This is a genomic window from Streptomyces sp. NPDC020681, assembly GCF_044334895.1.
In the GTDB taxonomy this organism is placed as follows: domain Bacteria; phylum Actinomycetota; class Actinomycetes; order Streptomycetales; family Streptomycetaceae; genus Streptomyces.
The window spans coordinates 93,251-116,471 of sequence record NZ_JBIRTX010000006.1 but is presented as its reverse complement, the minus strand read 5'-3'; the positions used below and the strand labels follow the sequence as shown (position 1 = coordinate 116,471).

Annotated in this window: 19 protein-coding genes and 3 pseudogenes; 13 read left to right on the top strand and 9 right to left on the bottom strand. The window is 69.1% G+C overall.

The genetic code is table 11. The features are described from left to right. Positions 1-27: 27 nt before the first annotated feature. A pseudogene (locus tag ACH4YL_RS16330) lies at positions 28-431 on the bottom strand (hypothetical protein); the annotation flags it as partial. Between the two features lie 653 nt (positions 432-1,084). Between ACH4YL_RS16330 and ACH4YL_RS16325 the strand changes: the two are divergent. Both ACH4YL_RS16325 and ACH4YL_RS16320 read left to right on the top strand, forming a co-directional pair. Beyond that, the gene (locus tag ACH4YL_RS16325; protein WP_398507991.1) at positions 1,085-4,540 is read left to right on the top strand and encodes a DNA polymerase III subunit alpha; all 3,456 of its coding nucleotides are present in this window, start codon (positions 1,085-1,087) and stop codon (positions 4,538-4,540) included. Between the two features lie 2 nt (positions 4,541-4,542). Then, a complete protein-coding gene (locus tag ACH4YL_RS16320) occupies positions 4,543-5,523 on the top strand; it encodes a DNA polymerase thumb domain-containing protein (protein WP_398507990.1) in 981 nt (326 codons plus the stop codon). Between the two features lie 185 nt (positions 5,524-5,708). On the opposite strand, the gene ACH4YL_RS16315 is transcribed toward ACH4YL_RS16320, so the two are convergent. Then, a complete protein-coding gene (locus tag ACH4YL_RS16315; protein ID WP_398508368.1) occupies positions 5,709-6,878 on the bottom strand; it encodes a PucR family transcriptional regulator in 1,170 nt (389 codons plus the stop codon). Between the two features lie 164 nt (positions 6,879-7,042). Here ACH4YL_RS16315 and ACH4YL_RS16310 point away from each other — a divergent pair, with 164 nt between their 5' ends. Next, on the top strand, positions 7,043-8,530 hold the full coding sequence (locus ACH4YL_RS16310; RefSeq protein WP_398507989.1) for a long-chain fatty acid--CoA ligase: 1,488 nt from the start codon (positions 7,043-7,045) through the stop codon (positions 8,528-8,530). A 136-nt stretch (positions 8,531-8,666) separates the two neighbouring features. Here the strand turns inward: ACH4YL_RS16310 and ACH4YL_RS16305 are convergent, their stop codons facing one another. Together ACH4YL_RS16305 and ACH4YL_RS16300 are read right to left on the bottom strand one after the other, a co-directional pair. Then, entirely contained in the window at positions 8,667-8,897 is a 231-nt protein-coding gene (locus ACH4YL_RS16305; RefSeq protein ID WP_398507988.1) for a GDSL-type esterase/lipase family protein, read from the bottom strand. Positions 8,898-9,526: 629 nt separating this feature from the next. Then, a complete protein-coding gene (locus ACH4YL_RS16300) occupies positions 9,527-11,380 on the bottom strand; it encodes an SRPBCC family protein (RefSeq protein WP_398507987.1) in 1,854 nt (617 codons plus the stop codon). A gap of 37 nt (positions 11,381-11,417) precedes the next feature. Here ACH4YL_RS16300 and ACH4YL_RS16295 point away from each other — a divergent pair, with 37 nt between their 5' ends. Further along, positions 11,418-11,720 (top strand): hypothetical protein, encoded by a 303-nt coding sequence (locus ACH4YL_RS16295; RefSeq protein WP_398507986.1) that lies wholly within the window; start codon positions 11,418-11,420, stop codon positions 11,718-11,720. 12 nt (positions 11,721-11,732) lie between these two features. On the opposite strand, the pseudogene ACH4YL_RS16290 reads toward ACH4YL_RS16295, so the two are convergent. Beyond that, positions 11,733-11,915 (bottom strand): annotated as a pseudogene (locus tag ACH4YL_RS16290) (FAD-dependent oxidoreductase); the annotation flags it as partial. 51 nt (positions 11,916-11,966) lie between these two features. Between ACH4YL_RS16290 and ACH4YL_RS16285 the strand changes: the two are divergent. The 9 genes from ACH4YL_RS16285 to ACH4YL_RS16245 all read left to right on the top strand — a co-directional run bounded on the left by ACH4YL_RS16285 (position 11,967) and on the right by ACH4YL_RS16245 (position 19,538). After that, entirely contained in the window at positions 11,967-12,641 is a 675-nt protein-coding gene (locus tag ACH4YL_RS16285; RefSeq protein WP_398507985.1) for a TetR/AcrR family transcriptional regulator, read from the top strand. Between the two features lie 72 nt (positions 12,642-12,713). Beyond that, the gene (locus ACH4YL_RS16280; RefSeq protein ID WP_398507984.1) at positions 12,714-13,610 is read left to right on the top strand and encodes an alpha/beta hydrolase; all 897 of its coding nucleotides are present in this window, start codon (positions 12,714-12,716) and stop codon (positions 13,608-13,610) included. Positions 13,611-13,721: 111 nt separating this feature from the next. Continuing rightward, complete coding sequence (locus ACH4YL_RS16275) at positions 13,722-14,465, top strand: hypothetical protein (RefSeq protein WP_398507983.1); 744 nt, start codon at positions 13,722-13,724, stop codon at positions 14,463-14,465. Positions 14,466-14,479: 14 nt separating this feature from the next. Beyond that, entirely contained in the window at positions 14,480-15,085 is a 606-nt protein-coding gene (locus tag ACH4YL_RS16270; RefSeq protein ID WP_398507982.1) for a cytochrome c oxidase subunit 3, read from the top strand. Positions 15,086-15,094: 9 nt separating this feature from the next. Beyond that, positions 15,095-15,364, top strand: a complete 270-nt coding sequence (locus ACH4YL_RS16265) for a cytochrome C oxidase subunit IV family protein (RefSeq protein WP_398507981.1) — start codon at positions 15,095-15,097, stop codon at positions 15,362-15,364. A 380-nt stretch (positions 15,365-15,744) separates the two neighbouring features. Continuing rightward, complete coding sequence (locus ACH4YL_RS16260; RefSeq protein WP_398507980.1) at positions 15,745-16,128, top strand: hypothetical protein; 384 nt, start codon at positions 15,745-15,747, stop codon at positions 16,126-16,128. A 31-nt stretch (positions 16,129-16,159) separates the two neighbouring features. Then, entirely contained in the window at positions 16,160-17,776 is a 1,617-nt protein-coding gene (locus tag ACH4YL_RS16255; protein WP_398507979.1) for a cation acetate symporter, read from the top strand. Positions 17,777-18,384: 608 nt separating this feature from the next. Then, complete coding sequence (locus ACH4YL_RS16250) at positions 18,385-18,948, top strand: hypothetical protein (RefSeq protein ID WP_398507978.1); 564 nt, start codon at positions 18,385-18,387, stop codon at positions 18,946-18,948. Then, positions 18,945-19,538 (top strand): TetR/AcrR family transcriptional regulator, encoded by a 594-nt coding sequence (locus ACH4YL_RS16245; RefSeq protein ID WP_398507977.1) that lies wholly within the window; start codon positions 18,945-18,947, stop codon positions 19,536-19,538. Before ACH4YL_RS16250 ends, ACH4YL_RS16245 begins: the two co-directional genes overlap by 4 nt. A 189-nt stretch (positions 19,539-19,727) precedes the next feature. On the opposite strand, the pseudogene ACH4YL_RS16240 reads toward ACH4YL_RS16245, so the two are convergent. The 4 genes and pseudogenes from ACH4YL_RS16240 to ACH4YL_RS16225 all read right to left on the bottom strand — a co-directional run. Continuing rightward, a pseudogene (locus ACH4YL_RS16240) lies at positions 19,728-20,155 on the bottom strand (alpha-hydroxy-acid oxidizing protein); the annotation flags it as partial. Continuing rightward, complete coding sequence (locus ACH4YL_RS16235; protein WP_398507976.1) at positions 20,155-20,979, bottom strand: SDR family NAD(P)-dependent oxidoreductase; 825 nt, start codon at positions 20,977-20,979, stop codon at positions 20,155-20,157. The gene ACH4YL_RS16235 and the pseudogene ACH4YL_RS16240, both read right to left, overlap by 1 nt. A gap of 247 nt (positions 20,980-21,226) precedes the next feature. Continuing rightward, a complete protein-coding gene (locus ACH4YL_RS16230; RefSeq protein ID WP_398507975.1) occupies positions 21,227-22,123 on the bottom strand; it encodes an alpha/beta hydrolase in 897 nt (298 codons plus the stop codon). Between the two features lie 408 nt (positions 22,124-22,531). Further along, on the bottom strand, positions 22,532-23,206 hold the full coding sequence (locus ACH4YL_RS16225; RefSeq protein WP_398507974.1) for a TetR/AcrR family transcriptional regulator: 675 nt from the start codon (positions 23,204-23,206) through the stop codon (positions 22,532-22,534). Positions 23,207-23,221 lie beyond the last annotated feature (15 nt).

Sequence of the window (23,221 nt, the reverse complement as noted above, 5' to 3'; positions counted from 1 at the left end):
AGAGGCGAAGAGCCGCGAAGACACGGCCTATGCGGCCAGCGATCCCGGTACGACCGCCCTGGGGCCGAACCGCGCACGGGCCCGGTCCACCACCGCCTCGATCCTGCGCGCCCGCTCGTCGGCCGGATCGAACGACAGCTGCCTGGCCGCCCGCTCCACCGGTGTCAGATCCTCGGCGCGCAGCGCCAGGCCCCGCACCCGGGCCCGCTGCAGACCGAGCGACTCATGGATCCGGTGGGCGACACCGGTGAGCGCCGCGGAGTGGGCGGTCGGCTCGGGCAGGGTGCGCGTCCGGGTGGTCGTGGACCGGTCCGCGTACCGCACGGTGAGGGTCAGCAGCGGCACACCTGGCCGTCGCCGCGCATCCGCAGCCCGAGCTCCTCGGCGATCGAGAGCAGCGCCCTGCAATGGCGCACCGGATCCAGCTCGTCCCACGCGGCCTTGCTCGCACAGCACCCGGCCCGTCCGGACCGGAGACGCGCTGCCGACCGGGCACTGCGCATGGCGGGCGCCAGCGGCCCGCTTCTGCAGGTAGTTGCCCTCGATCTCGCGGCACACGCAGACCCGCAAACCGGTCACGGTTGTGCCGAGGTGGACCGCATGGCACGTGAGTGCGGGCTCACTCCCGCCACCCTGTTTCAAGCGCTCGATCGATTGACGGCAGCCGGCCGCCTCGGATCACGGAGCACCCCCGGGCCCGGGGGCCTGCACTGGGGTTGACACAAGAGGCCGGACGCGGCCGAGACGGCAGCGGCGCCAATGACACACGATACGAGCCAAGGGGCGCCCACGATCACGCCCAGTTCCTGCGTCGTGACCGAAAGCGACTACTCGCGGGGCTCGAAGTGATCTCGAACCGACTCACCCCGTCGGCACACGGGACGGTCGCCCCCAACTCCATTACCCAGTCGCGGAGATGACGAGCGACGCCCGTTTTAGCCACCGCTTCGGACGCCACGAAACCGATCTCACGTTCGAATCATGTCGCTGACCGGGGTCGATGGGGTTAGAGTAATCGAACGAACGTGCGATACGCGCTCCGGGCAAATGGCCGAAAATAGGGGTGGAGCAATGGAGGTGCGGCATGACGGGCTTTGCCCATGTGCACGTCGCGTCCGGCTACTCCGCGAGGTACGGCGGCGCCCATCCCGAGCACCTCGTCCAGCGTGCGGCCGAACGCGGCATGACGGCGCTCGCACTCACCGACCGAGACACCGTCACCGGTGCCGTGCGGTTCGCACACGCCTGCACCAAAGACGGGATCCGGCCGATCTTCGGCGTCGATCTGGCGGTGGAGGCCATCGCGCCCCCTCCCCCACCACAGAGGCCCCGCACCCCGGCACGCGGCGGCGCGCACGCGATCGAGCCGCCGCTGCGGTTCGTGCTGCTCGCCCAGGACAGGGCGGGTTGGGCGCGGCTGTGCCGCATCACCTCGGCCGCCCATGTCGGCACCGCGTCCGGCGCGGCGCCGGTGGTCGTGCCGTGGGAGGCGCTGCGCGAGTACGGCGGCCCCGGGCTGACGGTGTTGCTCGGGCCGCTCTCGGAGCCGGTGCGGGCGCTGTCGGTGGGCCGGGAAGACGTTGCGGTCAAGCTGCTGGCGCCCTGGAAGGAGATCTTCGGGAGGGGAGTCCGGCTGGAGGCTGTCGCGCAGAAACGTTTTGACACTGGTCCGGGATCCCTGCGCCTGGCCGCCCGCACCCTGGCACTGGCCGACCGCACCCGCACCACTGCCGTGCTCTCCAACGCCGTCCGCTACGCCGACCCGAACCAGCACCGCCTCGCCGACGTCCTGGACGCCGCACGGCTGCTGCGCCCCATCGACCGGCGCCACCTGGACAGCGGGCAACGTTGGCTCAAGGACGAAAAAGCGATGATGGTCATCGCGCAGATGGTCGCCGAGTGCGCCGGAGCGGACGCCCGGCGGGCACGCCGCCTGATGGCGGACACCGCCGCCACGGCGGCCGCGTGCACCGTCGACCCCGCAGCGGACCTCGGGCTGGGCACGCCACACTTCCCGGAACCGTCGCTCTTCGGCGCCGAGCCCGGAACGGGTGGAGCCGCACAGTTGCTGCGTCGGCAGTGCGAGGCAGGCATGACCCGACGCGGCCTCGACCGCGACCGGGCGGCGCTCGACCGGCTGGACGAAGAACTCAACGTGATCTCCGAGCTGAACTACGACTCGTACTTCCTCGCCGTCGGCCAAGTGGTGGCCGACATCCGAGCCAAGGGCATCCGGGTCGCGGCCCGCGGCTCCGGCGCCGGATCGATGGTCTGCCACGCGCTGGACATCGCCACCGCCAACCCGCTCGACCACCGCCTGCTGTTCGAACGCTTCCTGAGTGTGCGCCGGGCCTCGCTGCCCGACATCGACATCGACGTGGAGTCCGCCCGTCGGCTGGAGTGCTACGACACCATCTTCGACCGGTTCGGCAAGGAGCGGGTGGCGGTCACCGCCATGCCCGAGACCTACCGGGCCCGCCGGGCTCTTCGGGACACCGGCCTCGCGCTGGGGATCGCGCCGGCGGAGATCGACCGGATCGCCAAGAGCTTCCCGCACCTGAGGGCCGCCGACATCACCGGCGCGCTCGCCGAACTGCCCGAGCTGCGACAGCTGGCGGGCGAGGCGGACCGGTACGGGCCCCTGTGGGAGCTCGCCGAAGGTCTCGACTCCCTGGTCCACGGCATGGCCATGCACCCCTGTGGCGTGGTCATCAGCGACGCCACCCTCCTGGACCGGCTGCCGGTGCAGCCCACCCCGCAGGGCGACTACCCCATGGCCATGGCCGCGAAGGAGGAGATCGAGGCGCTCGGCAACATCAAACTCGACGTGCTGGGCGTGCGGATGCAGTCCGCGATGGCCCACGCCGTCACCGAGATCGAACGGACGACTGGTAACCGCATCGACCTGGACGACCCCCAGCAGGTGCCGCTCGACGATGTCTTCGCATTCAAGCTGATCCAGGAGAGCCAGACCCTGGGCCTATTTCAATTGGAGTCACCTGGTCAACAAGACCTTTTGTCGAGACTGCAGCCACGCGATCCTCAGGACGTCATCGCTGACATCAGCCTCTTCCGGCCCGGCCCGGTCGCCGGGGGCATGCCCGAGCGGTACATCGCCGCTCGCCACGGCGGCACACCGTCCTACGCCCATCCGGACCTGGAGCCGGTGCTCGCCGACACCTACGGCGTGACCATCTGGCACGAGCAGATCATCGAGACCTTCTCGGTGATGACCGGCTGCGACCGCGCACTGGCGGAGATCGCCCGGCGCGCGCTCGGCGACAAGAACCGGCTCCCCAGGATCAGGGACTGGTTCGACCGACAGGCACGCGCGCGTGGCTACAGCGCGGCCGTGCGGGACGAGGTCTGGAAGACCGTCGAGGCCTTCGGCGCGTACGGCTTCTGCCGCGCCCACGCGGTCGCCTTCGCCGTACCTGCCCTGCAGAGCGCCTGGCTCAAGGCGCACTACCCGGCGTTCCTGCTGGCCGGCCTGCTCGAACACGACCCCGGGATGTGGCCCAAGCGCGTCCTCGTCTCCGACGCCCGTCGCCGTGGTGTGCCCGTCCTGCCCGTCGACGTCAACGAGTCCAAGGTGAAGCACACCGTCGAGAAGGCCGACGGAGACCAGTGGGGTGTGCGGCTCGCGTTGTCCGCGGTGCACGGCATCAGCGAGGGCGAGTGTGCGCGGATCGAAGAGAGCCAGCCGTACGGATCGCTGTCGGACTTCTGGCAGCGGGCCCGCCCCAGCCGGCCCATCGCCGAGCGCCTCGCCGAGATCGGCGCCTTGAACTGCCTGCACGACGGCCGGCTCACCCGGCGTGATCTGCTGCTCCAGATCGCGGAGTTGCACCGGCAGTCCCGGGCCCGGTCCGCGCACGAGGGTCAACTGCCCATCCAAGCGGGCGCGGTCGGCGGTGCGGAGCCGAGCGGGCTGCCGGAGATGACCGGGCGGGAGGCGCTGAGCGCCGAGCTGAGCACCCTCGGCATCGATGTCTCCAAGCATCTGATGGAGCACCATCACCGGCTGCTGCGCGAGATCGGCGCGACCGACGCGGCGCATCTGGCCGGGATGCGGGCCGGTCAGCAGGTGCTCGTGGCCGGGGTGCGGGCCTCCACGCAGACGCCGCCGATCGCGAGCGGCAAGCGGATCATCTTCGTCACGCTGGAGGACGGGTCCGGCCTGGTCGACCTGGCGTTCTTCGAGGACTCCCACCCGGCCTGCGCGCACACCGTCTTCCACAGCGGGCTGCTGCTGGTGCGCGGCACGGTCCAGGTGCGCGGCACCCGCCGTACCGTCGTCGGCTCCATGGCCTGGGACCTGGACGAGATCGCCGCCGCCCGCCGGGACAGCGGCCCCGAGGCCGCGCTCGCCCTCCTCGGCGAGACCCGCCCGCACCCGACCCCCGCCCAGCCGCAACGCACCCTGGCCGACGGCACCGCGGGCGCACGGCTGCATCCGTACGCCGACCTCCAGCCCGCCGGCACCCGCTCGGCCGACCTGAAGAAGTTCGGCCACCGAAGCCCCGGGAGCGCGGGATGAGGATGAGTACACGTCAGCGGCACATCGCCCACCTCCATCTGCACCCTGCGCTGAGCGAGGATCAGTACGGCGACGCAATCGAACTGATGTCTGGTGTCACACCTCACGTGCAGGCCGTCCCGCCCAGCGCCGTCCAGCTCGACCTGACTTCGGCGCTCCGATACTTCGGTCTGCCTCCCTACGACATCGTTCAGATGACGAAGCTGAGGCTTAAGGCTCTCTACGACATCGACAGCAGCGCCGGGCTCGCGAACAACCGCATGCTGGCAGCGATGGCAGCAGACGCGTCCCCGCCGGGCGACACCACCTGGATCCGCGACGGGCAGGCCGACGCCTGGCTCCACTCCCGTCCGGTCACCGCGCTGCCAGGGATCGGCCGTGCCACGGCGGACACTCTCGCCAAATACGGACTGCACACCATCGGCCAGGTCGCTGACATACCCGCGGCAACACTGCAGCGGCTTCTCGGCGCCGGCCAGGCACGGCTACTGGCCGAGCGCGCCCGCGGCCATGACCCCCGCCCGGTCACCCCTTCGGAACGGGCAGCGCACCTGGTCGCCGACCTCGTGCTGGAGCGGGACTGCCTCGACCCGGCACAGCATCACCGAGCGGTCCTGGGACTTGCCGACCAGATCGGCCAACGCCTGCGCGGCGAAAGCCAGATCGCCGGACGGCTCACCCTCACAGTGCGCTACGCCGACCACAGCTCCACGACACGCACGCGCACAATGCCGGAACCGACCAACCACTCACCGGCCCTTGCCGCAGCCGCCCTGGGGCTACTGACCACCCTCGGACTGCAGCGAGCGAGAGTCCGCGCCTTCGCGATCCGTGTCGACAGTCTGCTGCCGGCCGACAGCGCCTACTGGCAGCTTTCTCTGGATCCTGGCGATGCCCGTGCTCGCGCCGCCGAAGCAGCCGCAGACCGTGCTCGCCGACGCTTCGGGCCAGAGGCCGTACGTCCAGCTGCTCTGGCGGACTGACCGCTTGCGCGAAGAACCACGACTACAGGCTTTGATCAGGCCGATCCCATGTTGCGCAGGTCAGACGGCACCTTTCAGTCCTGCGCCGTTCAACAGTTCCGGTTCCGTCCCTGGCTGATCAACTGGTTGCTGCCGTGGGCGGGCTGACGGTTGGCACTCTCCGTCGTTCTGAGTACGCAGTCGAATTACTGAATGACGTCACTGAATGACGCGCCCGCCCGGCGGACCGCCAGGAGCGCCGCGCCGATCTCCGCCGCCGCTCGTGGATCGGACAGGGAGCGGCCCGTCAGCTCCTCGATGCGGCGTAGCCGGTAGCGGACGGTGTTGGGGTGGACGAAGAGGCTGCGCGCCGTGTCCGTGGCGGAGCCGGCGGCGGCGTACCAGTGCTCCAGGGTTTCCAGCAGACGGGCCCGCTCCGCGGCCGGGAGACCGAGCAGGGGTTGGAGGACCACCTCCACCAGGTGTGCCGCCTCGGCCGGGGCGGCGGCGACGACCATGGCCAGTGGATTGTCGTCGAACCGCGCGACTCCGGGGTCGGTGCCCGGGAGGCCGGCCAGAGCGAGACGGGCGAAGCGCAGAGCCTGGGGGGTGTCCTGCAGAGAGTGAAAGCACGGGCTGACGCCTACGCGGGCGCCCGCGCGGCGCAGGATGCGCAGGCAGGTGCTCTCCGCGGTCGCCGTGGGCAGGGCGGCCAGACCGATCTGCTGGTCGGGCAGCAGCCGCCAGGCGAAGTGGACCTGGGCCTGACGCAGCGCCACTTCCGCCCCCGCCAGCGGCTCCTCGCCGGGAGCGTCGGCCGCCGCCGCGGCGACGACGTAGGGCCCGCGGTCGGGCAGACCGAGCTCACGGGCGGCCTCCCACAGCGTGCGGTCGGCGATGACGCCGGTGAACAGCGCCTCCACCAGTGCCGAGCGGCGCGCCTGACGCCGCGAGGTCAGCTCGGCGGTCGTCTCCCGGTAGGCCGCCGCCACCGCCTCCGCGTAGCGGCCGAACAGGGCCCAGATCTCCGCGGAGTGGGACACCAGTTGGGCGTCGGTGACCTCGGGACGGTTGCGTGCCTCGGCGAGGACCTCCGTCCACAGGAGCTCGAAGCCGATCCGGTACGCGTGCAGGGTGTCCGCCAGTGGCACGCCCTGCTCGGCACGGAGGCGGCCGGTCTCCCTGGCCGGGCTCGGGTCCTGCACGCCCGCGCGGCCGAGCTGGTTCAGGAGCAGGTCCGCGTTGGCGGTGCACGAGCGGCGCAGCGAGTCGAAGGGGATCAGCGACTCGTCCTTGTAGGCATCGACGTCCGAGCGGATGCGCTGCGCCATCCGCTCGCCCAGTTCCGGCAGACTCGCATGAAGCGCCGAGACCACCCCTGAGAGGTCCATTCCCGCAGCGTAGCGCCCCTGTTTTGTTCTCGGGAACAATCCGGGAGGGCAGACGCTGTCAGACCGCACATAGGCCGTCGCCACGGACATCTGCACGATGTCGTCAGTGTGAACAGCGGATTTCGACGGCGACGTTCGTGGAGGCGGTCATGGCCAATCTGGCTCAGTTCCTGGTGGAGACGGCGCGGCGGCAGCCGGAACGCCCCGCGCTGCGGCTGGGGCGCCAGGTCACCAGCTACGCGGAGCTCGACGAGCGCAGCGCCCGCGCCGCCGCGCTGCTGCGGGCCGAGGGCATACGCCCCGGAGACCGGGTTGCTCTGATGCTGCCCAACGTTGTCGAGTTCGTCGTCCTGTATTACGGCGTGCTGCGCGCCGGAGCGGTCGTTGTGCCGATGAACCCGCTGCTGAAGACCCGGGAGACCGAGTACCACCTGCGCGACTCGGGCGCGGTGATGCTGTTCGAGTGGCACCAGGCGCCGGGCGAGGGCGCGCAGGGCGCGGCCGCCGCCGGAGTGCGGCACCTGGCCGTCGAGCCCGCCGCCTTCGCGGGCCTGCTGGCCGCACGCGAGCCGCTGCCGGAGGTGAGCGAGCCGGACGGCGAGGACGTGGCCGTGCTGCTGTACACCTCCGGCACCACCGGCCGCCCCAAGGGCGCCACGCTCACCCACGCCGGACTGCGGCACAACACCGAGGTCAACGCGGTCGAAGTGCAGCGGATGACGGCGCAGGACGTGGTCGTGGGCTGTCTGCCGCTGTTCCACATCTTCGGCCAGATCTGCACGATGAGCGTGACCATCCGCGCCGGTGCCTCGCTCACCCTGATCCCCCGCTTCGACCCGCAGACCGTGCTGGACGCCATCGCCCGCGACCGGGCGACGATCTTCGAGGGCGTACCGACCATGTACGCGGCGCTGCTCCAGCACCCGTCGGAGGCCGACGTCTCCACGCTGCGGATGTGCGTCTCCGGCGGAGCCTCCCTGCCGGTGGAGATCCTGCACGGCTTCGAGCGCCGCTTCGGCTGCGTGGTGCTGGAGGGCTTCGGCATGTCCGAGACCAGTCCGGTGGTCACCTTCAACCACCCCGACCGGCCACGCAAGGCCGGGTCCATCGGCACCCCGATCAAGGACGTGGAGGTACGACTCCTCGACGACAAGGGCCAGGACGTGACTCCCGGCGAGATCGGCGAACTGGCCGTGCGCGGGCCGAACGTGATGAAGGGTTACTGGAAGCGCCCGGAGGAGACGGCGGCCACGATTCCGGACGGCTGGCTGCGCAGCGGCGACCTCGCGCGCCAGGACGAGGACGGCTACCTGTACATCGTCGACCGCAAAAAGGACATGATCATCCGCGGCGGCTACAACGTCTACCCGCGCGAGATCGAGGAGGTGCTCCACGAGCACCCGGCCGTTGCGCTGGCCGCGGTGGTGGGCGTGGCCGACGCGCATCTGGGCGAGGAGATCGCGGCCGCGGTGGTGCTGCGCCCGAAGGCGCAGGTCACGCCCGACGAGCTCCGGCAGTTCGTCAAGGAGCGGGTGGCGGCATACAAGTACCCGCGCGAGGTATGGCTCGTGGACACCCTGCCGACCGGCCCCAGCGGCAAGATCCTCAAAAGGGAGATCACCGCGCCGGCGGGATGAGGTCGATCGTCTCCACCTCCGTGCCTGGCTGTCCAGTATGCGACCCGTTCGGTCCCCGCACTCCGTGGAGTGCGGGGACCGAACGTTGCATCCACGCTCATGAACAGCGGGTGCGCAGAGGCTCCGCTTCACGGTGTTACGGCATGAACAGGGCGAGGTTCACCTCGTTGGCCATCCGCTGATGGCCGGCGTCGTTGGGGTGCAGGTGGTCGCCGCTGTCGTAGGCGCCGTTGAGGGCCAGAGGGTCGTCGGGGTCCTGCATTGCCTTGTCGAAGTCGATGACGCCGTCGAAGGCGCCACTGTTGCGGATCCACTCGTTGACGTCTTGGCGGAGCTTCTCGCCGTCAGGCGTGGGCCCTCGCGCCAAGTCGTAAGCGCGGCAGCCGCACTTCAGACAGGGATGCCAGCATGCTGGCAACGAAGGACTGGGAACGTCAATCACTCCTGAAGTCGTCGCGGACCTGGCCGCCATCGGCACGCCGGCCGTGTGCAGCAGCTCTAACCGCCGTGGTGACGGGTCCGGTTGAGGTAGGTCGCTCGTGCAGTCCTTCCACGCGCAGACCGCGCAGCGGATCACGGGCAACAACCTCGATCAAAGCGTGAAGGCGCGCCGCACGTCGGGCGCCATCCTGGTGGTGTCGCCGCAGACGAAGACCACGGCCTCGATGTCGGGGTGGACGGCCCGCAGCAGCCCGTCGGTTCGTCCGGCGGCTCGTCCAGGTCGGCCAGGGCGCGCACAGCGGTGTGCAACCGGCCCATGATGGCGCAGGCGCCGGGGACGTCGCCGACGACCAGGGCGACGCGAGTGCCGGAGAGCGGGATCACGTCGTACCAGTCGCCGCCGACGTCCGTCTGCTCAGCCGTTTCGGGACGCGCACGATGCCGTCATCGCTGCCGAGTGCGAGCCGCCACCGCGGCGGCCCCCGCCGCCGGACCCGGTCGGAGTAGGCCGCTGCGCTCATCGTGTCGTCGCTGACGGGCCGTCCTCTGGCGAAGTCATGTGCCCGAATGCGTTGCGTGACCGATTTCGACGTGCGGCTTCAGACCGGAGCGCAGCACGCGGCCGAGCGCAACGGACAGTCCGATGCGCAGCAGGTGTCCGCTGCCAACTACCTTTGGCCGGAAGCGGATCGTCCAGGTGAGCTCCGTCTCGTCTCCATCCGCGCGAAGCGAGATCTCGCCCTGGTGGCAGACGAACGGCGACCCGTTGATCACCCGGTACCGATATATGGTCGGTGGCTCGAAGGTCACGACCTGTTCTGTCGCTGTTGTCCCGGGCAGCTTCAGCAGCCGTTGCGATCCGCGGCCGTCTCGCCCGGGCGTGCCGTCGACGATGCGTCGCGCCGAGCCGATGCCGAGCCAACTGGCCATGTTGTCGTGGTCGGTGATGACGTCCCACGCGGCCTGGACGGGTGCGGCGATGCGCACCGTCTGCTCGATGGCGTGGGTGTCGGCCTTCGGTCGCCGGTCGGCCGGCTTCGCGCTGAATCCCCAGTGCTTGTCGGACTTCGCCGACATCCACAGCAGCTCGACGGAGAATTGCTGAGGATCGTTGACGTAGACGACGCCGCCACCGGGCAGGTGACGCGGCTTGCTGTTCGGTACCGCTCCGGCACGGCATGCCCGTTGGTACAGGTCGTCGTGGTCGCGTCGCGAGCGCGCGCCGAAGGCGATATTGAGTATGCCTTGATCAGAGATCCGGTGATCCGCCGGGCGGTCCCGCCCGACCGGATCGAGGTACTGGACAGCCTCCACCAGGACGTCGCCGGCTTGGTACACGGCGCTGCGGGTCTGCGCCCCTGGCAGACCCCACAACGACTCGTGCTCAGGTGCGCGCAGCGCGGCGGCCGAGCGGGCGAGGCCAAGTCCGTCGAAGAACGCGGCCGAGCGGGCGAGATCCGGCACCGACAGGGTGACCGACCGCAGCGCGACCGAACATGTCGCCCGGGCAGCACTTCCTGCGGCACCGCCCAGCGGGTCGTCCTCCATGATCTCGACGAAGACGCCGTCGGGGTTGCGCACGCAGGCTCGTCGCGCACCGGGCGGGCCTACCGGAGCGGTGAGCGGCGGCGAGGCGAGCCGCGCCAGCCGAATCAGGGTCTCGTCGAAGTCGGCGACCCAGACACCGATGCGCGAGTACCCGATGTCATTCGGCGTCCGGTCGGGCGGCATCAGCCGCGCCAGCGGGCGCTCGAACTGGAACATCTCAAGCTGAAACCACTCGTTGCGGCCGACCAGCCACCAGCAGGTCGAGGCGACGCGCGGCAGGCCCTGCACCACCGACGCCAGCGGGCCGCGCATCCGTGCTCGCGCCCCACCTGCCGGCCAGAAGCCGAGCCCTTCGCGGAACCACCGCTCGGTGCGCGCGAGGTCGATGACGGAGACGGCCACCTGACACAGCGATGGGTGTTCGGAGGTGGGACGGTACGAGGTCGGAAGTGTGGTCGACATGCTGCTCTCCCTGCTGAGGTCGCGAAGTGTCTGGCGGGGGTGCGACGTTGGTGTGGACACGGCGCGGGTGACGCCGCGCGGTGGGCGATTCACCGGCCCAACACCGGCGGCGGGGGCGGCGGCGGTGCGCAGCTCGTACGGTTCGGGGTCGAAGCGACGGATCGCTCGTCGGTACGCGAGACTCGCCGCGGGCCGGTCGGTCGACGCCACGCCGTCGGCATCCTGGTACCGGCTCGTACAGCCGCCGGTCGACCAGACCGTCCGCGCCACCTGGGCGGTGTACCGCTGGGTGTGCGCGAGTTGCTCGTCGGCACGCACCTCGACGCTGGTGATGCCGCGTGAGCGCAGCAGGTGCAGCCTGTCCATCACGTAGGCCAGCCGGCACTCCTCCTGGAACACGTGGGAGTTGTGTCGGGTCGCGCTGCCGGCGCCACCGATGCGGAACGCCGAATGGAAGGCCGCGCCGGTGAATCGGTCCAGCCCGGGCAGCTTCGGGATCGACGGGTCGGCGATGGGGCCGCTGGCGTCGATGAGCGACGTCCGTCGTCAACCGACCGGTGCTGGTCTCGATCCGCCATCGGTGCGCCACGTCGTCCCACGCGGCCTCGAGCAGGCTGCACCCGAAGCGGATACGGGACAGCAGATCGTGCTCCTGGGCGACCCGTCGCAAGTAGTAGCGAAGCTCCGCTTGCGGGGAGAACACGTGCGTCCCGTTCGCGTTCGGCGCGATGGGCAGTGAACAGAGGTTCGACGGGGTGTCGCACGCGCAGCCGGAACAGGTGTTGCTGCACCGGACGCCGCCCACCTTCTGCTCACGCTCGAGGACGAGGACGGGCTCTTTCCGGCGCTTGAGCGCGTGGGCCACGGCGAGGCCAACGAAGCCGGCCCCGACAACCCCGACGCCGAGATGCGGCGGCTCGAACCGGCTAGGCACGTCTGACACCACCCTTGAAAAGCGAACGCGAGTTGCGTTAGGTTTTCAGCCATGCCAGCACCCGTCAAGAGCAGTCAGGCCGCCGGTTCGCCCCGACCAGGAGTGGACGAGGCCGGGTCCGATCGGCCGCGGCGACGGGAACCCGTGCAGACCCGCAGCCGCGAGACCGTCAAGCGCATCCTGGACGCGGCGGCCGGGCTCATCGACGAGGGCGGCGTCGATGCCGTGACCACCCGCGTCATCGCCGATCGCGCCGGGATCACCGCAGCGTCGCTCTACCGCTTCTTCGCCGACCGTGAGCAGATCCTCGACGCGCTCGTCGAGCGCCACCTGGAACGGCTCACGGCCCACTTGGCCGCGGTCGAGGCGGACTGGGCGCCGACGTCAGTCGCGGAATTCGTCGAGCGCGAACTCGACTCCTACGCCGGCTACTACCGCGACCACCCCAACGCCGCCCGGCTGTGGCTGGACGGAAGAGTGTCGCCGACCGTGCGCGCCGAGGTACTGCGCTACAACCGCAGCACCGCCGAGCGCTTGCATGGATTGGCCGTCGCAGCCGGACTGGTCGCGTCGCAGACCGACCTGCTCGTATTCGTGGTGGCGGTCGAACTCGCGGACCGGGCTCTCGAACTCGCGTTCCGAGAACGTAGCGACCCTGACCCCGACGTGATCGCCCACGGCCGAGTCGCGCTGATCGCCTACCTCGACGCCACGCTGCGGCAATAACCCCACATTCCCGAGCCCACGGCCCGGCGTCGCACGCATCGACGTCTGCCCACATCGAGCAGGAAGCCAACCATGCACGAGATCACCTTCGCCAGCGGCAGCGATGGCTGCTCCGCCTGGCATCTCCCAGCCGGAAGCGACGCCTTCGACGGGCCGGGCGGACGTCCGTGTGCCGTTATCGCGCCGGGCTTCGCGGCCACCCGTGACAACAGCTTGCTCGGCTACGCCGAGGAGTTCGCAGCGGCCGGCATCGACGTCCTGCTCTTCGACTACCGCGGGTTCGGCGAGTCCGGTGGGCGCCCCCGTCAGCTCGTGTCGGTGCGGCGCCAGCGGCAGGATTTGCACGCTGCGATCGCAGCGGCTCGCCGGCTACCAGGCGTCGATACCGAGCGGATCGTGCCAACGGGATTCTCATACTCGGGCGGGCACGTGGTCGCGGTCGCCGCCCAGGACCGACGCGTCGCGGCGACGATCTCGGTGACACCCGCGATGGACGGCGTCCCGGTGCTGCTGCAACTCGCCCGCACCGCCGGCTTGCGTCATATCGCTCGTTCGTCGGCACACGGACTGCGCGATGGGCTACGCGCACTGACCGGCCGCCCGCCGTACTTCGTGGCAGTGGTGGGCGAACCGGGCTCGCGTGCGATCTTCGCGAGGGAGGGCGGCGAGCACCTGTACAGCGAGATCGCGGGGCCGAGCTGGCGCAACGAGGTAGGTGCGCGCGTGGCGCTCCAAGCGGGATTCAATCGGCCGATCAGGTTCGCGTCGCGCCTTGCCTGCCCGCTGCTCGTCCAGGTCGCCACGTGCGACACCATCGCCCCGGCCGCCACGGCCCGCCGTGCAGCCGCGAAGGCGGGTGCACACGCCGAGCTGCGGGAGTACCCGCTTGACCATATGGATGTCTACCTCGGCACCGCGCAACAGCAGATAGTCGCCGATCAGCTCGAGTTCCTGCGCCGCGTTCTCTGACGGGTCCGCGACCGCCTCAATGCGGAGACGCCATCAGGCAGCCGATGGACACCGAACTGCGCCGCGTCGCGCGGCCCCATTTCAAGCAACGTCCGGCACAACGGAAGCGGAGTGAAGACCTTGTCGAAGCGAGCGCAGCGAATCATGATCTGGTGGGCCGTGACCCTCCTGGTCATCTACGCCCTGAGCCTCGGGCTCCTGTTCAACATGATCCCGCCGCCGCGGGCCACGCTGTCGATTGAGCAGATCTCGGACTGGTACGCACACCGGCACACCAGTATCCGCCTGGGCGCGGTGATTGCGTCGTGGACCAGCGCGTTCTTGCTGCCGCTGTCGGTGGTGATCGCGGTGCAGCTCGGCCGGCTCGAGGGCGGTCGCCGGGTATGGTCGATTGCGGCGTGCGCCAGCGGCGTCATGTCCTCGATCTTCCTGGTGCTGCCGCCCATGTTCTGGGGAGTCGCCGCGTATACGCCGTCGCGCGATCCACAGGCCACCGCCCTGATGCACGAACTGGGCATGCTGACCCTGGTGACGGCGGTCCAGTACTTCATCTTCATGTTCGTTGCGGTGGTCGTGTTCAGCTTCCGCACACCGACGATGCCACACTCCCCATTCCCGCGCTGGTTCGGCTATTTCACCGCTTGGGTATCCGTGATGTTCGAGGTCGGCCCGATCGCCTTCCTGACCAGAACCGGACCATTCGCGTGGGACGGCCTGCTGGTCTTCTGGGCACCGACCGCTCTCGTCGTCACGTGGATATCAGTCATGGTCTTCCTGCTGCTCAAAGCGATCAAACACCAGGAAGACGACGACGAGGCGACCACGACCGCACCGATCCTCGCCGCAACGGCCTGATCTTGCGGGCACAGATGGCGACCACGACAGACGTTCCCGCCGAGCCGCCACCGCGGGCCTCGTCAGCACGGCACATTCCCGGCGAGACCGGTCTCTGGATCATGTTGCTCGGCGACATGACAGTCTTCGCGGTCCTGTTCCTCGTGTACCTGCAGCAGCGCGGCCGGCATCCTGCTCTGTTCGCAGCCTCGCAGAGCACCCTCAATGGCAACCTCGCCACGGTCAACACCCTTGTTCTGCTGTCCAGCTCCGTCCTCGTCGTCCTTGCGACCCGTGTCGTGCGCACCCCACAGCGTCACTACGCACCGCGGCTCCTCGTCGGTGCGATCGCGCTCGGACTGGCCTTTGTCGGAATCAAGGCGATCGAGTATCACCACCTGTTCGCTGCCGGCATCACGTCGCACATGAACTCCTTCTTCGTGTACTACTTCACGCTGACCGGCCTGCATCTCGCGCACCTGTGCGCGGGGCTGATCGTGCTCGCGGTGCTGCTGACACTGTCGAGAATGCGCGAGCTCACCACCGGTCAATACAAGCTTTTCGAAGGCGGCGCATGCTTTTGGCACATGCTCGACCTGCTCTGGCTCATCATCTTCCCGCTCGTATTCCTGGTGAGGTGAGTGACAACCGTGTTGCTGCGGACGAAAGCCACCGCCGTCTGGGCAGTCCTGGTCGCGCTCACGACGCTGTCCTGGATGCTGGGTACGACGCACGGATTTGGTGCTGGCGGCCATCGACGCGCGAGCGTCGTCATTCTCGTCGTCGCGCTTTTCAAGGCCAGGCTCGTCGGCCTCCATTTCATGGACCTACGACGCGCTCCGACTGTACTTCGCGCCCTGTTTGAGGCTTGGTGCGCCGCAGTCTGCGCAGCGACCATCAGCCTGTTCCTCTTCGCATAGCTGAGACTAGGCTTCCCGGTCGCTCGCCGGCCCTGCCGGACCTGTTACGAATCCGCTGGGTCAGAGGTGACAACCACCTGTCCGCCGAAGCAACTGCCGCCGTCCACTACGACCGTTGCAAGGCAATGTTCGTGTGCCACCTCAATCCCGCCGTCATCCCCCAGGCGCGCACATGGATCCGTGCACCATCGCCGCAGCCGGCGCCTTCCTCTGGCCGCGTTCCCCGTCCCGACGGCTGCGGGCTGCGGCCGCGTGTTGACCCATACGTGTCCCTGTTCGGCCGTCGGGCGGATCCTCGACCTTTGCGCCGGAACGATGCGCGCGGCCAGTCGCCCACCCGCACCGCCCCAGTCACCCACCCTCACTGCCCGGAGGTTTCCGTGCGCTCTTACTTCACCCCGGCTCCACCCGGTCGCCCACCGACGCCGCGCCTCTCGCTCGATGCCCTGCAGCTGCAACGCAGTGACCGCCTCCGCGAAGCCGCGCATCGTGCCCAGCGTTCATTCCTTGTTGCCAACGCGGTTCCCCTTGCCGCCGGCATCGTGCTGTCCTCGTTCACGGACATTCCCGCAGTGCCTGTGTACGGGCAGCTCACACTGGGCCTGGTGTGGGGCATCCTGCAATGCGGCCTCTTCGTCGCCACTGCCTGGTTGTACGAGACTCGATCGACGCGTTTGTGCGATCCCGTTGAGCAGTCCCTGGCTTCCGGCATGCCCCAGGCCGAGACGTCGGGTGCTTCTCCCGTCAACGAGTCCTGGCGGTGAAGCGATGACCGTGCATATCTTGAGCTCGAGCATGCTCGACCCGGTCGGTTCAGATGCCAGAGGCCCCGTGATCATCGTCTTCCTGGGCTTCATCGCAGTGTCCGTCCTGTGGCTTGTCGCGCTCGCTGCAGAGCAGGGAGACCACCCGGAAAGGCTCTACATCGCCGACCGGTCCCTCTCCCCGGTCTTCAACGGGTTCGCCATGGCGGGCGAGCAAATCTCGGTCGTCACCCTGTTGGCAACCTCCGGGACTATCGCCCTTTTCGGCTACGACGGGTTCGCCGTCGCCATCGACGGTGTCATAACACTCGGTGTACTGCTGCTCCTTGCACAAAAGATACGCAATAGCGGCCGTTACACTCTCGGCGGCCTCTTCTCCTTGCGCGCATCAGGGCCGGGGCCGCGCATTGCCGCAGCTGTGGTGACACTGGTCATCACGATTCCCATTCTCATGGTCCAGCTGCGGACCGCCGGCATCAGCGTGGCTCTCCTGATCGGCTTGTCGACCGATGAGGCCCAGGTGGTGTGCACGGTATTGATGGGCTGCCTCGTTGCATTTTTTGCCTCGGTGGCGGATCTGAGAGGCACCAGTTTCGTACACGTCGTCAAGGTACCCATCACCTTGGTAACGCTTGCGGTTATCACGTTGCTGGCCCTCAGGAAATTCGCGTGGGACCCCGGAAGTCTGCTCTCGGCTGCGGAGGAGAAGAGCCTAGCGCCGGACGAATACCTGAGCCCGGGGCTCTGGGCGCACTCAGCGGGCCTCGGACCGTTCAACACGATCAGCGCCCACATAGCCCTGATCCTCGGTACGGCCGTGATGCCTCACCTGATCCTGCGCATCGGCGCGTCCCGCACCGGGCGCTCGGCACGACGATCCATGAGCATTGCCGCGGGACTGGTCGGTGCCTTCGTCCTCCTCCTGATCACGACAGGCTTCGCGGCGGCGGCCGTGGTGGGCAGTAGGGACATCGGCGCGGTCGACGCCTATGGGCAGTCGTCCCCGATCTTGCTGGCCTCGGGCGTACTCCGGGACGGCTCAGCAGCACGCGTTGTGCTTATCACCGTCATGGCGTGTGTCGCCTTCCTCGCCGTGCTCACGGCCGTGACAAGTGTGACCTTCGCTGCCGCCGTCTCCTTCGCTCACGATGCGTTTGCGCGAGCCAAGCGCCTCCACACCGGCACCAGAGAAGTGTGGGCACTACGTCTGGCCGTCGTCATCCTGTGCGCCGTTGGCCTGTCGCTGTCCGCTGCCACCCATCGGTATCCAGTTGAGTTCCTGGTCACCTTCTCGCTGAGCGTTGCAGCGTCGTGTATCTTCCCTGTGCTGATCTACTCCTTCTTCTGGCGCAGGTTCAATCGCAGAGGGCTACTGTGGTCCGTCTACGGAGGACTGCTGCTCTGCATCATAATCACGCTCTTCTCGCCCACCGTCTCTGGGACGGAGTATGCGCTGTGGCCGGAAGTGAGTTTCAACTGGTATCCGCTCCACACCCCAGTCCTGATTTCCGTGCCAGCAGCATTCTTCCTCGGGTGGCTCGGCAGCATTGTCTCGCCAGGAAATTCTGAACTCGATTTTCGGCACGTCGAATACAGAATCCTGACGGGAAAGGAAGTCGGACCGAGGGTCATTGATCCGAAACAGTGAGCCCTTTCCAACCTCACGCTGAGGCGTGGTGCAGGACGAGGACACAGCCTGGACGATCGCGGTGATGCGGTTGGTGCTGCAGCGGGGTTTCACCAGCAGGCGCCGGCGCCGGTCCGGGTACCGGCCTCCACCAGCAGATGCAGACGGGCCGGTGTCCAATGCTGCTCGGTCACGTCCTCAAGAACGTGCACCCCGAGGGGGACTCGGTCAGCGCGCTGTGAGCAGTGCCGCATCGACCATCTCGGCGTCGGCTCCCTCCGCGGGGTCGAGATGCACGCGCACCAGCGCACGGTCCCGTCTTCGCCCAGCAGGGCAGACACCCTGGCGCGGACGTTGAGCCGGTGCCCATCCTGGTGCTGCGCGGCCACGGTCGCTCCCGCCGTCGCGTCTTCGGTGGCTGTGTACGCGAGAACGGGAGTCGTTTGTCAATGACTTCTGGAGCCACTTCGTGCGCTGCCACCATGATCAATGTCCATGAGTTCGGGAGTCACTTTCGTCACGCTGGACGGCCCATTTCGTCACCACTCCACTCCCTGATCCAGGCGGATCCGCGCTGACCCTGCCGAATGCCTGACCCCGCCCACTCTACAAATGTAGAGTCCGGGGGTATGAGTGGACTCGCAGGCACGTTCGTTCCCCGACCGGACTTCGGCTCCCGGCACCAGACGGTCATCCCGGCTCCGGTGGACGCGGTGTGGGCGGCGTGGCAGGAGATGGAGCAGGCCGGTGGCGAGGGGTGGGGGTCTGTCGTCCGGGCGCTGTTCGCCGTGCGGCGGCAGCTCGGCCGCCTGAAGCGCGGGGGCGGCGGCTTACCGGAGGAGGACCTGCGGGACAGCTTTCTGCTGCTGGCCGAGGACCCGCCGCAAGAGACGGTCCGGGGAATCGTGGGGCAGTGGTGGACCATGGGAGCGGCCGACGGACGACCGGACGTCACAGGCCTGCGTGAGTTCCTGGCATTCGACGAACCCGGCTACGCGAAGGCGACGTTCAGCATGCGATTCACCGCGGACGCCGCCACCGGCGGCACGCGGGTCGTCACCGAGACCCGGGTCCTGTGCCTCGACGAGGCGGCTCGTCGGGCCATGGGGCGGTACTGGCGGCTCATCGAGCCGTTCAGCGGCCTCGTCCGCCGGATGATGCTCAGCAGGCTCAGGAAGCGGGCCGTCGCATGAGCAGCGCCAGAAGCCCCCGAGTACAGGCGCTGCTCACCGCGGCGGTGGCGGTTATTGCCGATGAGGGTCTGCGAGGGCTCACCCACCGGGCGGTCGACGGGCAGGCGAAGGTGCCGGCCGGGTCGACCAGCTATTACTTTCGTACCCGGCAGGCACTGCTCGCCGGCGTGGTCGCGTTCATCGCCGAACAGGAAGTGGCGGACATCGAAGCGGCGACCGTCTCCGAAGAGCTGGCCGGGGCGCCGCCGGTACGTCAGGTGGCCGACCGCTTCGCGGGCGTACTGGCCCACTGGCTCGGCCCCCAACGCGACCGCACCCGCGCCCGCCTGGAGATTATCCTCCTGACGGCGCGCCACTCAGAAGGGGAGCTGGGCACCGAACTGCTCCGCGCCCGGGAGAGCTTCGTCGGCCAGGCGCAGCTGCTGGCAACGGCGCTCGGCAGCCCGGATCCGAAAGAGGGCGGGCGGCTCGTGGTCGCCTTCGCCGAAGGACTCACGTACGACGGGGTGACGCGACCCGGCCCGGACACCACCGACCGGGCGGCCCTGCGACAGATGCTGGAGAGGGTCCTGCTCACCCTGGCCCGGTAGCGGGGCGCTGAAGAGGCCAGCTGGGCGGCACTAGTTCCGGCAGCCGGTCCACCGACCCGTCTGGAGCATTTCGCCACCACCCCGAACCTCCACCGGAGTGCCTCCCGTTCTCGCGAACATCGCCTATTCGCGCGAGTGTGCGACTCCCAATGCCATGTCAAAACGACGTCACTAGTCGCGTACAGAGCCAATGCCCTTGAAGCCGGCCGCCTCGGCACGTGAGACGAACCACTCCGCGACCTTGCGGTCCTTGGGGGTGTAGAGCTGGAAGAACCCGGGAGTGCGCGGCGACGTCCCGATGACCCGACCGGAGCGAGCAGGAGCGATGTCGGCAGCGACATCCCGAAGAGGTCGATCGAGAGGTCGCGCTGAGCGGGGCCGCTCAGCGTCCGCGGGATGAGGCCCCAGCGGTCGAAGGCGGTGACGTTGGCGTCCTGGGTGTACTCGTCGCCGGCCCCGCCCGCGACATAGGACACGATGTCCGGCGGGAGGGCAGCGTGCGCGCGGGCCTCGAGCTCCGCGTAGGTGAGCGGCAGCTTCTCCCGCACACCCGACAGACCGCGCTTATGGATCTCGAGCTGAAAATCGCCAAAATTCGGCGTCGCGTTCGTCGTGATCAGTCGAACAGGCTGGTCGTCCGGGCCGCGACCCAGCGGCCGGCAGCAGGCGAGAGGCGGTTGATCACGTACAGGGCGCGGGCGTCGGGCCCGATCGGCGCGATCGCGCGGTTGCGTCCCGCCGCATGCAGAATGGCCACCGCGGCGCGCTCGGGCGAGTAGCCGCGACGTTCGTACATGCTCTGAACCCGGGCGGCATGCGCGTCGGCGTCGGCCCCGCGGACGATGCTGGTGCGCGTGATCGCGGTGTTGATGAGACCAGGGCAGATGGCGGTCACGCCGATCTTGTGCGGGCGCAGCTCGAGGCGCAGGTTCAGGGTGAGGCCCAACACCGCGAACTTGGTGGCGGAGTACGCGGACATGACCGGGGTTGCGCTGTACCCGGCGGCCGACGCCACGTTGACGACCTGCCCTCCGGTGCCGCGCTCGATCATGCGCGGGACGAAGCGCTCGCAGCCGTGCACGACTCCCTTGATGTTGACCGCCATCTGCCGGTCCCAGTCCTCGGGCTTGGTTTCCATGAACCCGGCCAGGACGCCGATGCCGGCATTGTTGATGAGCAGGTCGACCGCGTCGTACTGGGCGTGCACGGCGTCGGCGAAGGCGTCCATCGCCGCGGGGTCGGTCACATCGACGGTTTGCGCGAACACCTTGCTGCCGAGGGTGCGGGCAGCCGCCGCGGTCTCGTTCAGGCCGGCTTCGTTGCGGTCGCAGAGGACGAGCGTGGCGCCGCGCCGTGCGGCGAGCAGCGCCGTGGTGCGGCCGATGCCGCTGCCGGCGCCGGTGATGAGGACGACACGGTTGTCCAGGTCTTTGACGTTCATGGGTGACTCCGGTTTCCGGTGGGGAACGCGGTCCGGGGGGACGCGCCGGGTGACAGGGCCGGGTGGGGATACCGGGCTGGTCGGCTGCAACTCGTCTGTTCGTACGTGTCCGCGTCGGCCGTGCGCGAGGGCGCTGCTTGCGTATGGAGACTCGGCGGTCTCTTCTTGTCGTATGTCGATGGCGGTCGGGTTCTGGTGGCGTAGTACGGCTTGGAGCCACGGAACTCGCCGGTCTCTTCGGCGCCCCTCAGAGGGCGCGGCGCAGGAAGTCGAGCTGGTCGGCCAGGGCCTTCTCCTGGCCGGGGCCGACATAGACGTCCAGGTGGTCCCAGGGATATTCCCGAAGCTCGGCGCGGGCGCCCGCCTTCGTGACAGCGCGGCGGCCGGTGTGGGGCGGGGCGATGGTGTCGTTGATCCCGACCTGAACGAGCCACGGACAGGTGACCCGTGAGGCGGAGCTGATCGGCCGGTTGAACCCCGCCTCGAGCGCCGCGCGCGCACCGATCTCGTTGCGCCACGTCGGGCCTGCGAGGGTGCGGTACTCCTCCAGTCCGCCCTGCCGGGGGATGATCGCGTTCGAGCCCGGCTCGCCGATCATCGGAACGAGGTGTGGTCTGCGGCCGGTGAGCGCCCTGGACGCGTCGCGCAGTCCGTTGACGGTCGCGCGGACCAAGTAGCCCAGGCCGCCGTTGCGGGCGAGCTGCGCCAGCACCGCGATGCCGTCCATCGCCGGCGTCACGGAGATCGTCGCGGCGACGCGCTTGTCCTGGGCGGTGACCGCGAGCACGTGGCCGCCGGCGTAGGAAACACCCCAGAGCACGATGCGGTCGGGGTCGACGCCCGGCAGGCGGCGGGCGGCTGCGAGCGCGGCGTGGTAGTCCTGGCGCTGGCGCCGCACGGACACCAGCTGGCGGGGCGATCCGCCGGAGGCGCCGAACCCGCGGTAGTCGAAGAGCAGGGCGTCGATTCCGGCGGCGGCGAAGCCCTTGGCGTAGCCCAGCAGGCCGTCGTCACGGGTGCCGCCGAAGCCCGGCGCCATGACGACGCACGGCCGTCCGCCTGCGCCGGCGAACCCGTCGCTGGTCGCCGGGAGATGCCAGGCGGAGCATTGGTGGTTGCCACTGGTGAAGGTGATCTCGTCCATGGTGTGGGTTCCTTGTCGGTTTGCGGTGGGGGCGGGGAGTTCGGGGGCCACGGTCGTGGCGCACGCTGTGCAGGGCGGCGGTGCGCCGCGTGGAATCGCCGAGCACACACGCTTGGGCTTTTGAGGCGTGCCCTGGCACACCCAGGTTGCGGGCCTGACCGTCTCGTCTGCGCGGAGTGGACGGGCCTGGCGCCGACATGGGCGGTGCGGACCTGATCGGTCGAGCGCCTGGGCTCAGTTGGGCCGGATTGTGTTGTATCCGGGCGCCGAGGTGGCCAGTTCGGTGATCGCGCCCATGCCTCGGTGACGACGCCGGCCACGCGTGTCCGGTGACCGGCGCTGCCGGAGTCCGGTGGTGCCGATGGCGCGATGCCTGCCTCGCCCGGCGTCTGCCTTGGGCGGTGGGGCCTACTGCCGCAGCGCGGCCTCCAGGTAGGCAGTGAGGGCGATCCGGCCTTGGCGCATCACGTCGGGGTCGGGATCGCGGCGCTCCCGGAAGGCCAGGTCCAGGGTCCGGTCGCCGAGCTCGACCGCCATCACGAAGACGAGCAGATCGGTCTGCGGGGCAACCAGGCCGGCCTCGACGGCCAAGCCGTGCAGATGCTCGGCGGTGCGGCGGTGGTCGCGCAGCACCGCCGCCCGCACCGTCGGCGAGACCCGCCCGTCCAGCCACAGCCTGGCGGCGTTGTGGTTGACCTGGAAGTAGGCGGCAAACGAGTCGAGTGTGCGCTCGACGAGCTCCGTCAGTGACGAGGGCGTCCAGCCTGCCTCGTCCTTGGCGAGGAAGGCGCCGAGCCGCTCAAGGTGCTGTTCCATCAGCGCGTCGAGGATCTGCTCACGGTCGACGAAGAAGCGGTAGAGCGACGGCGCGGTGATGCCGGCGCGCTTGGCGATGGCACGGGTGGTGACGGCCTCGACGCCGCCCTCCTCAAGGAGGACGGCCGCGGCGTCGAGGATCCGTTCGACGGTCTCGCGGCTGCGGGCCTGGACCGGCTGTCGACGGCGGCTGCGAACGGGCTGGTCCTGGTCCCGCCCGGCACTGGGCGATTCCTCGGGTTCTGGGCTCTTGACGACTTCTGACATGGGTGGGAGCGTAAC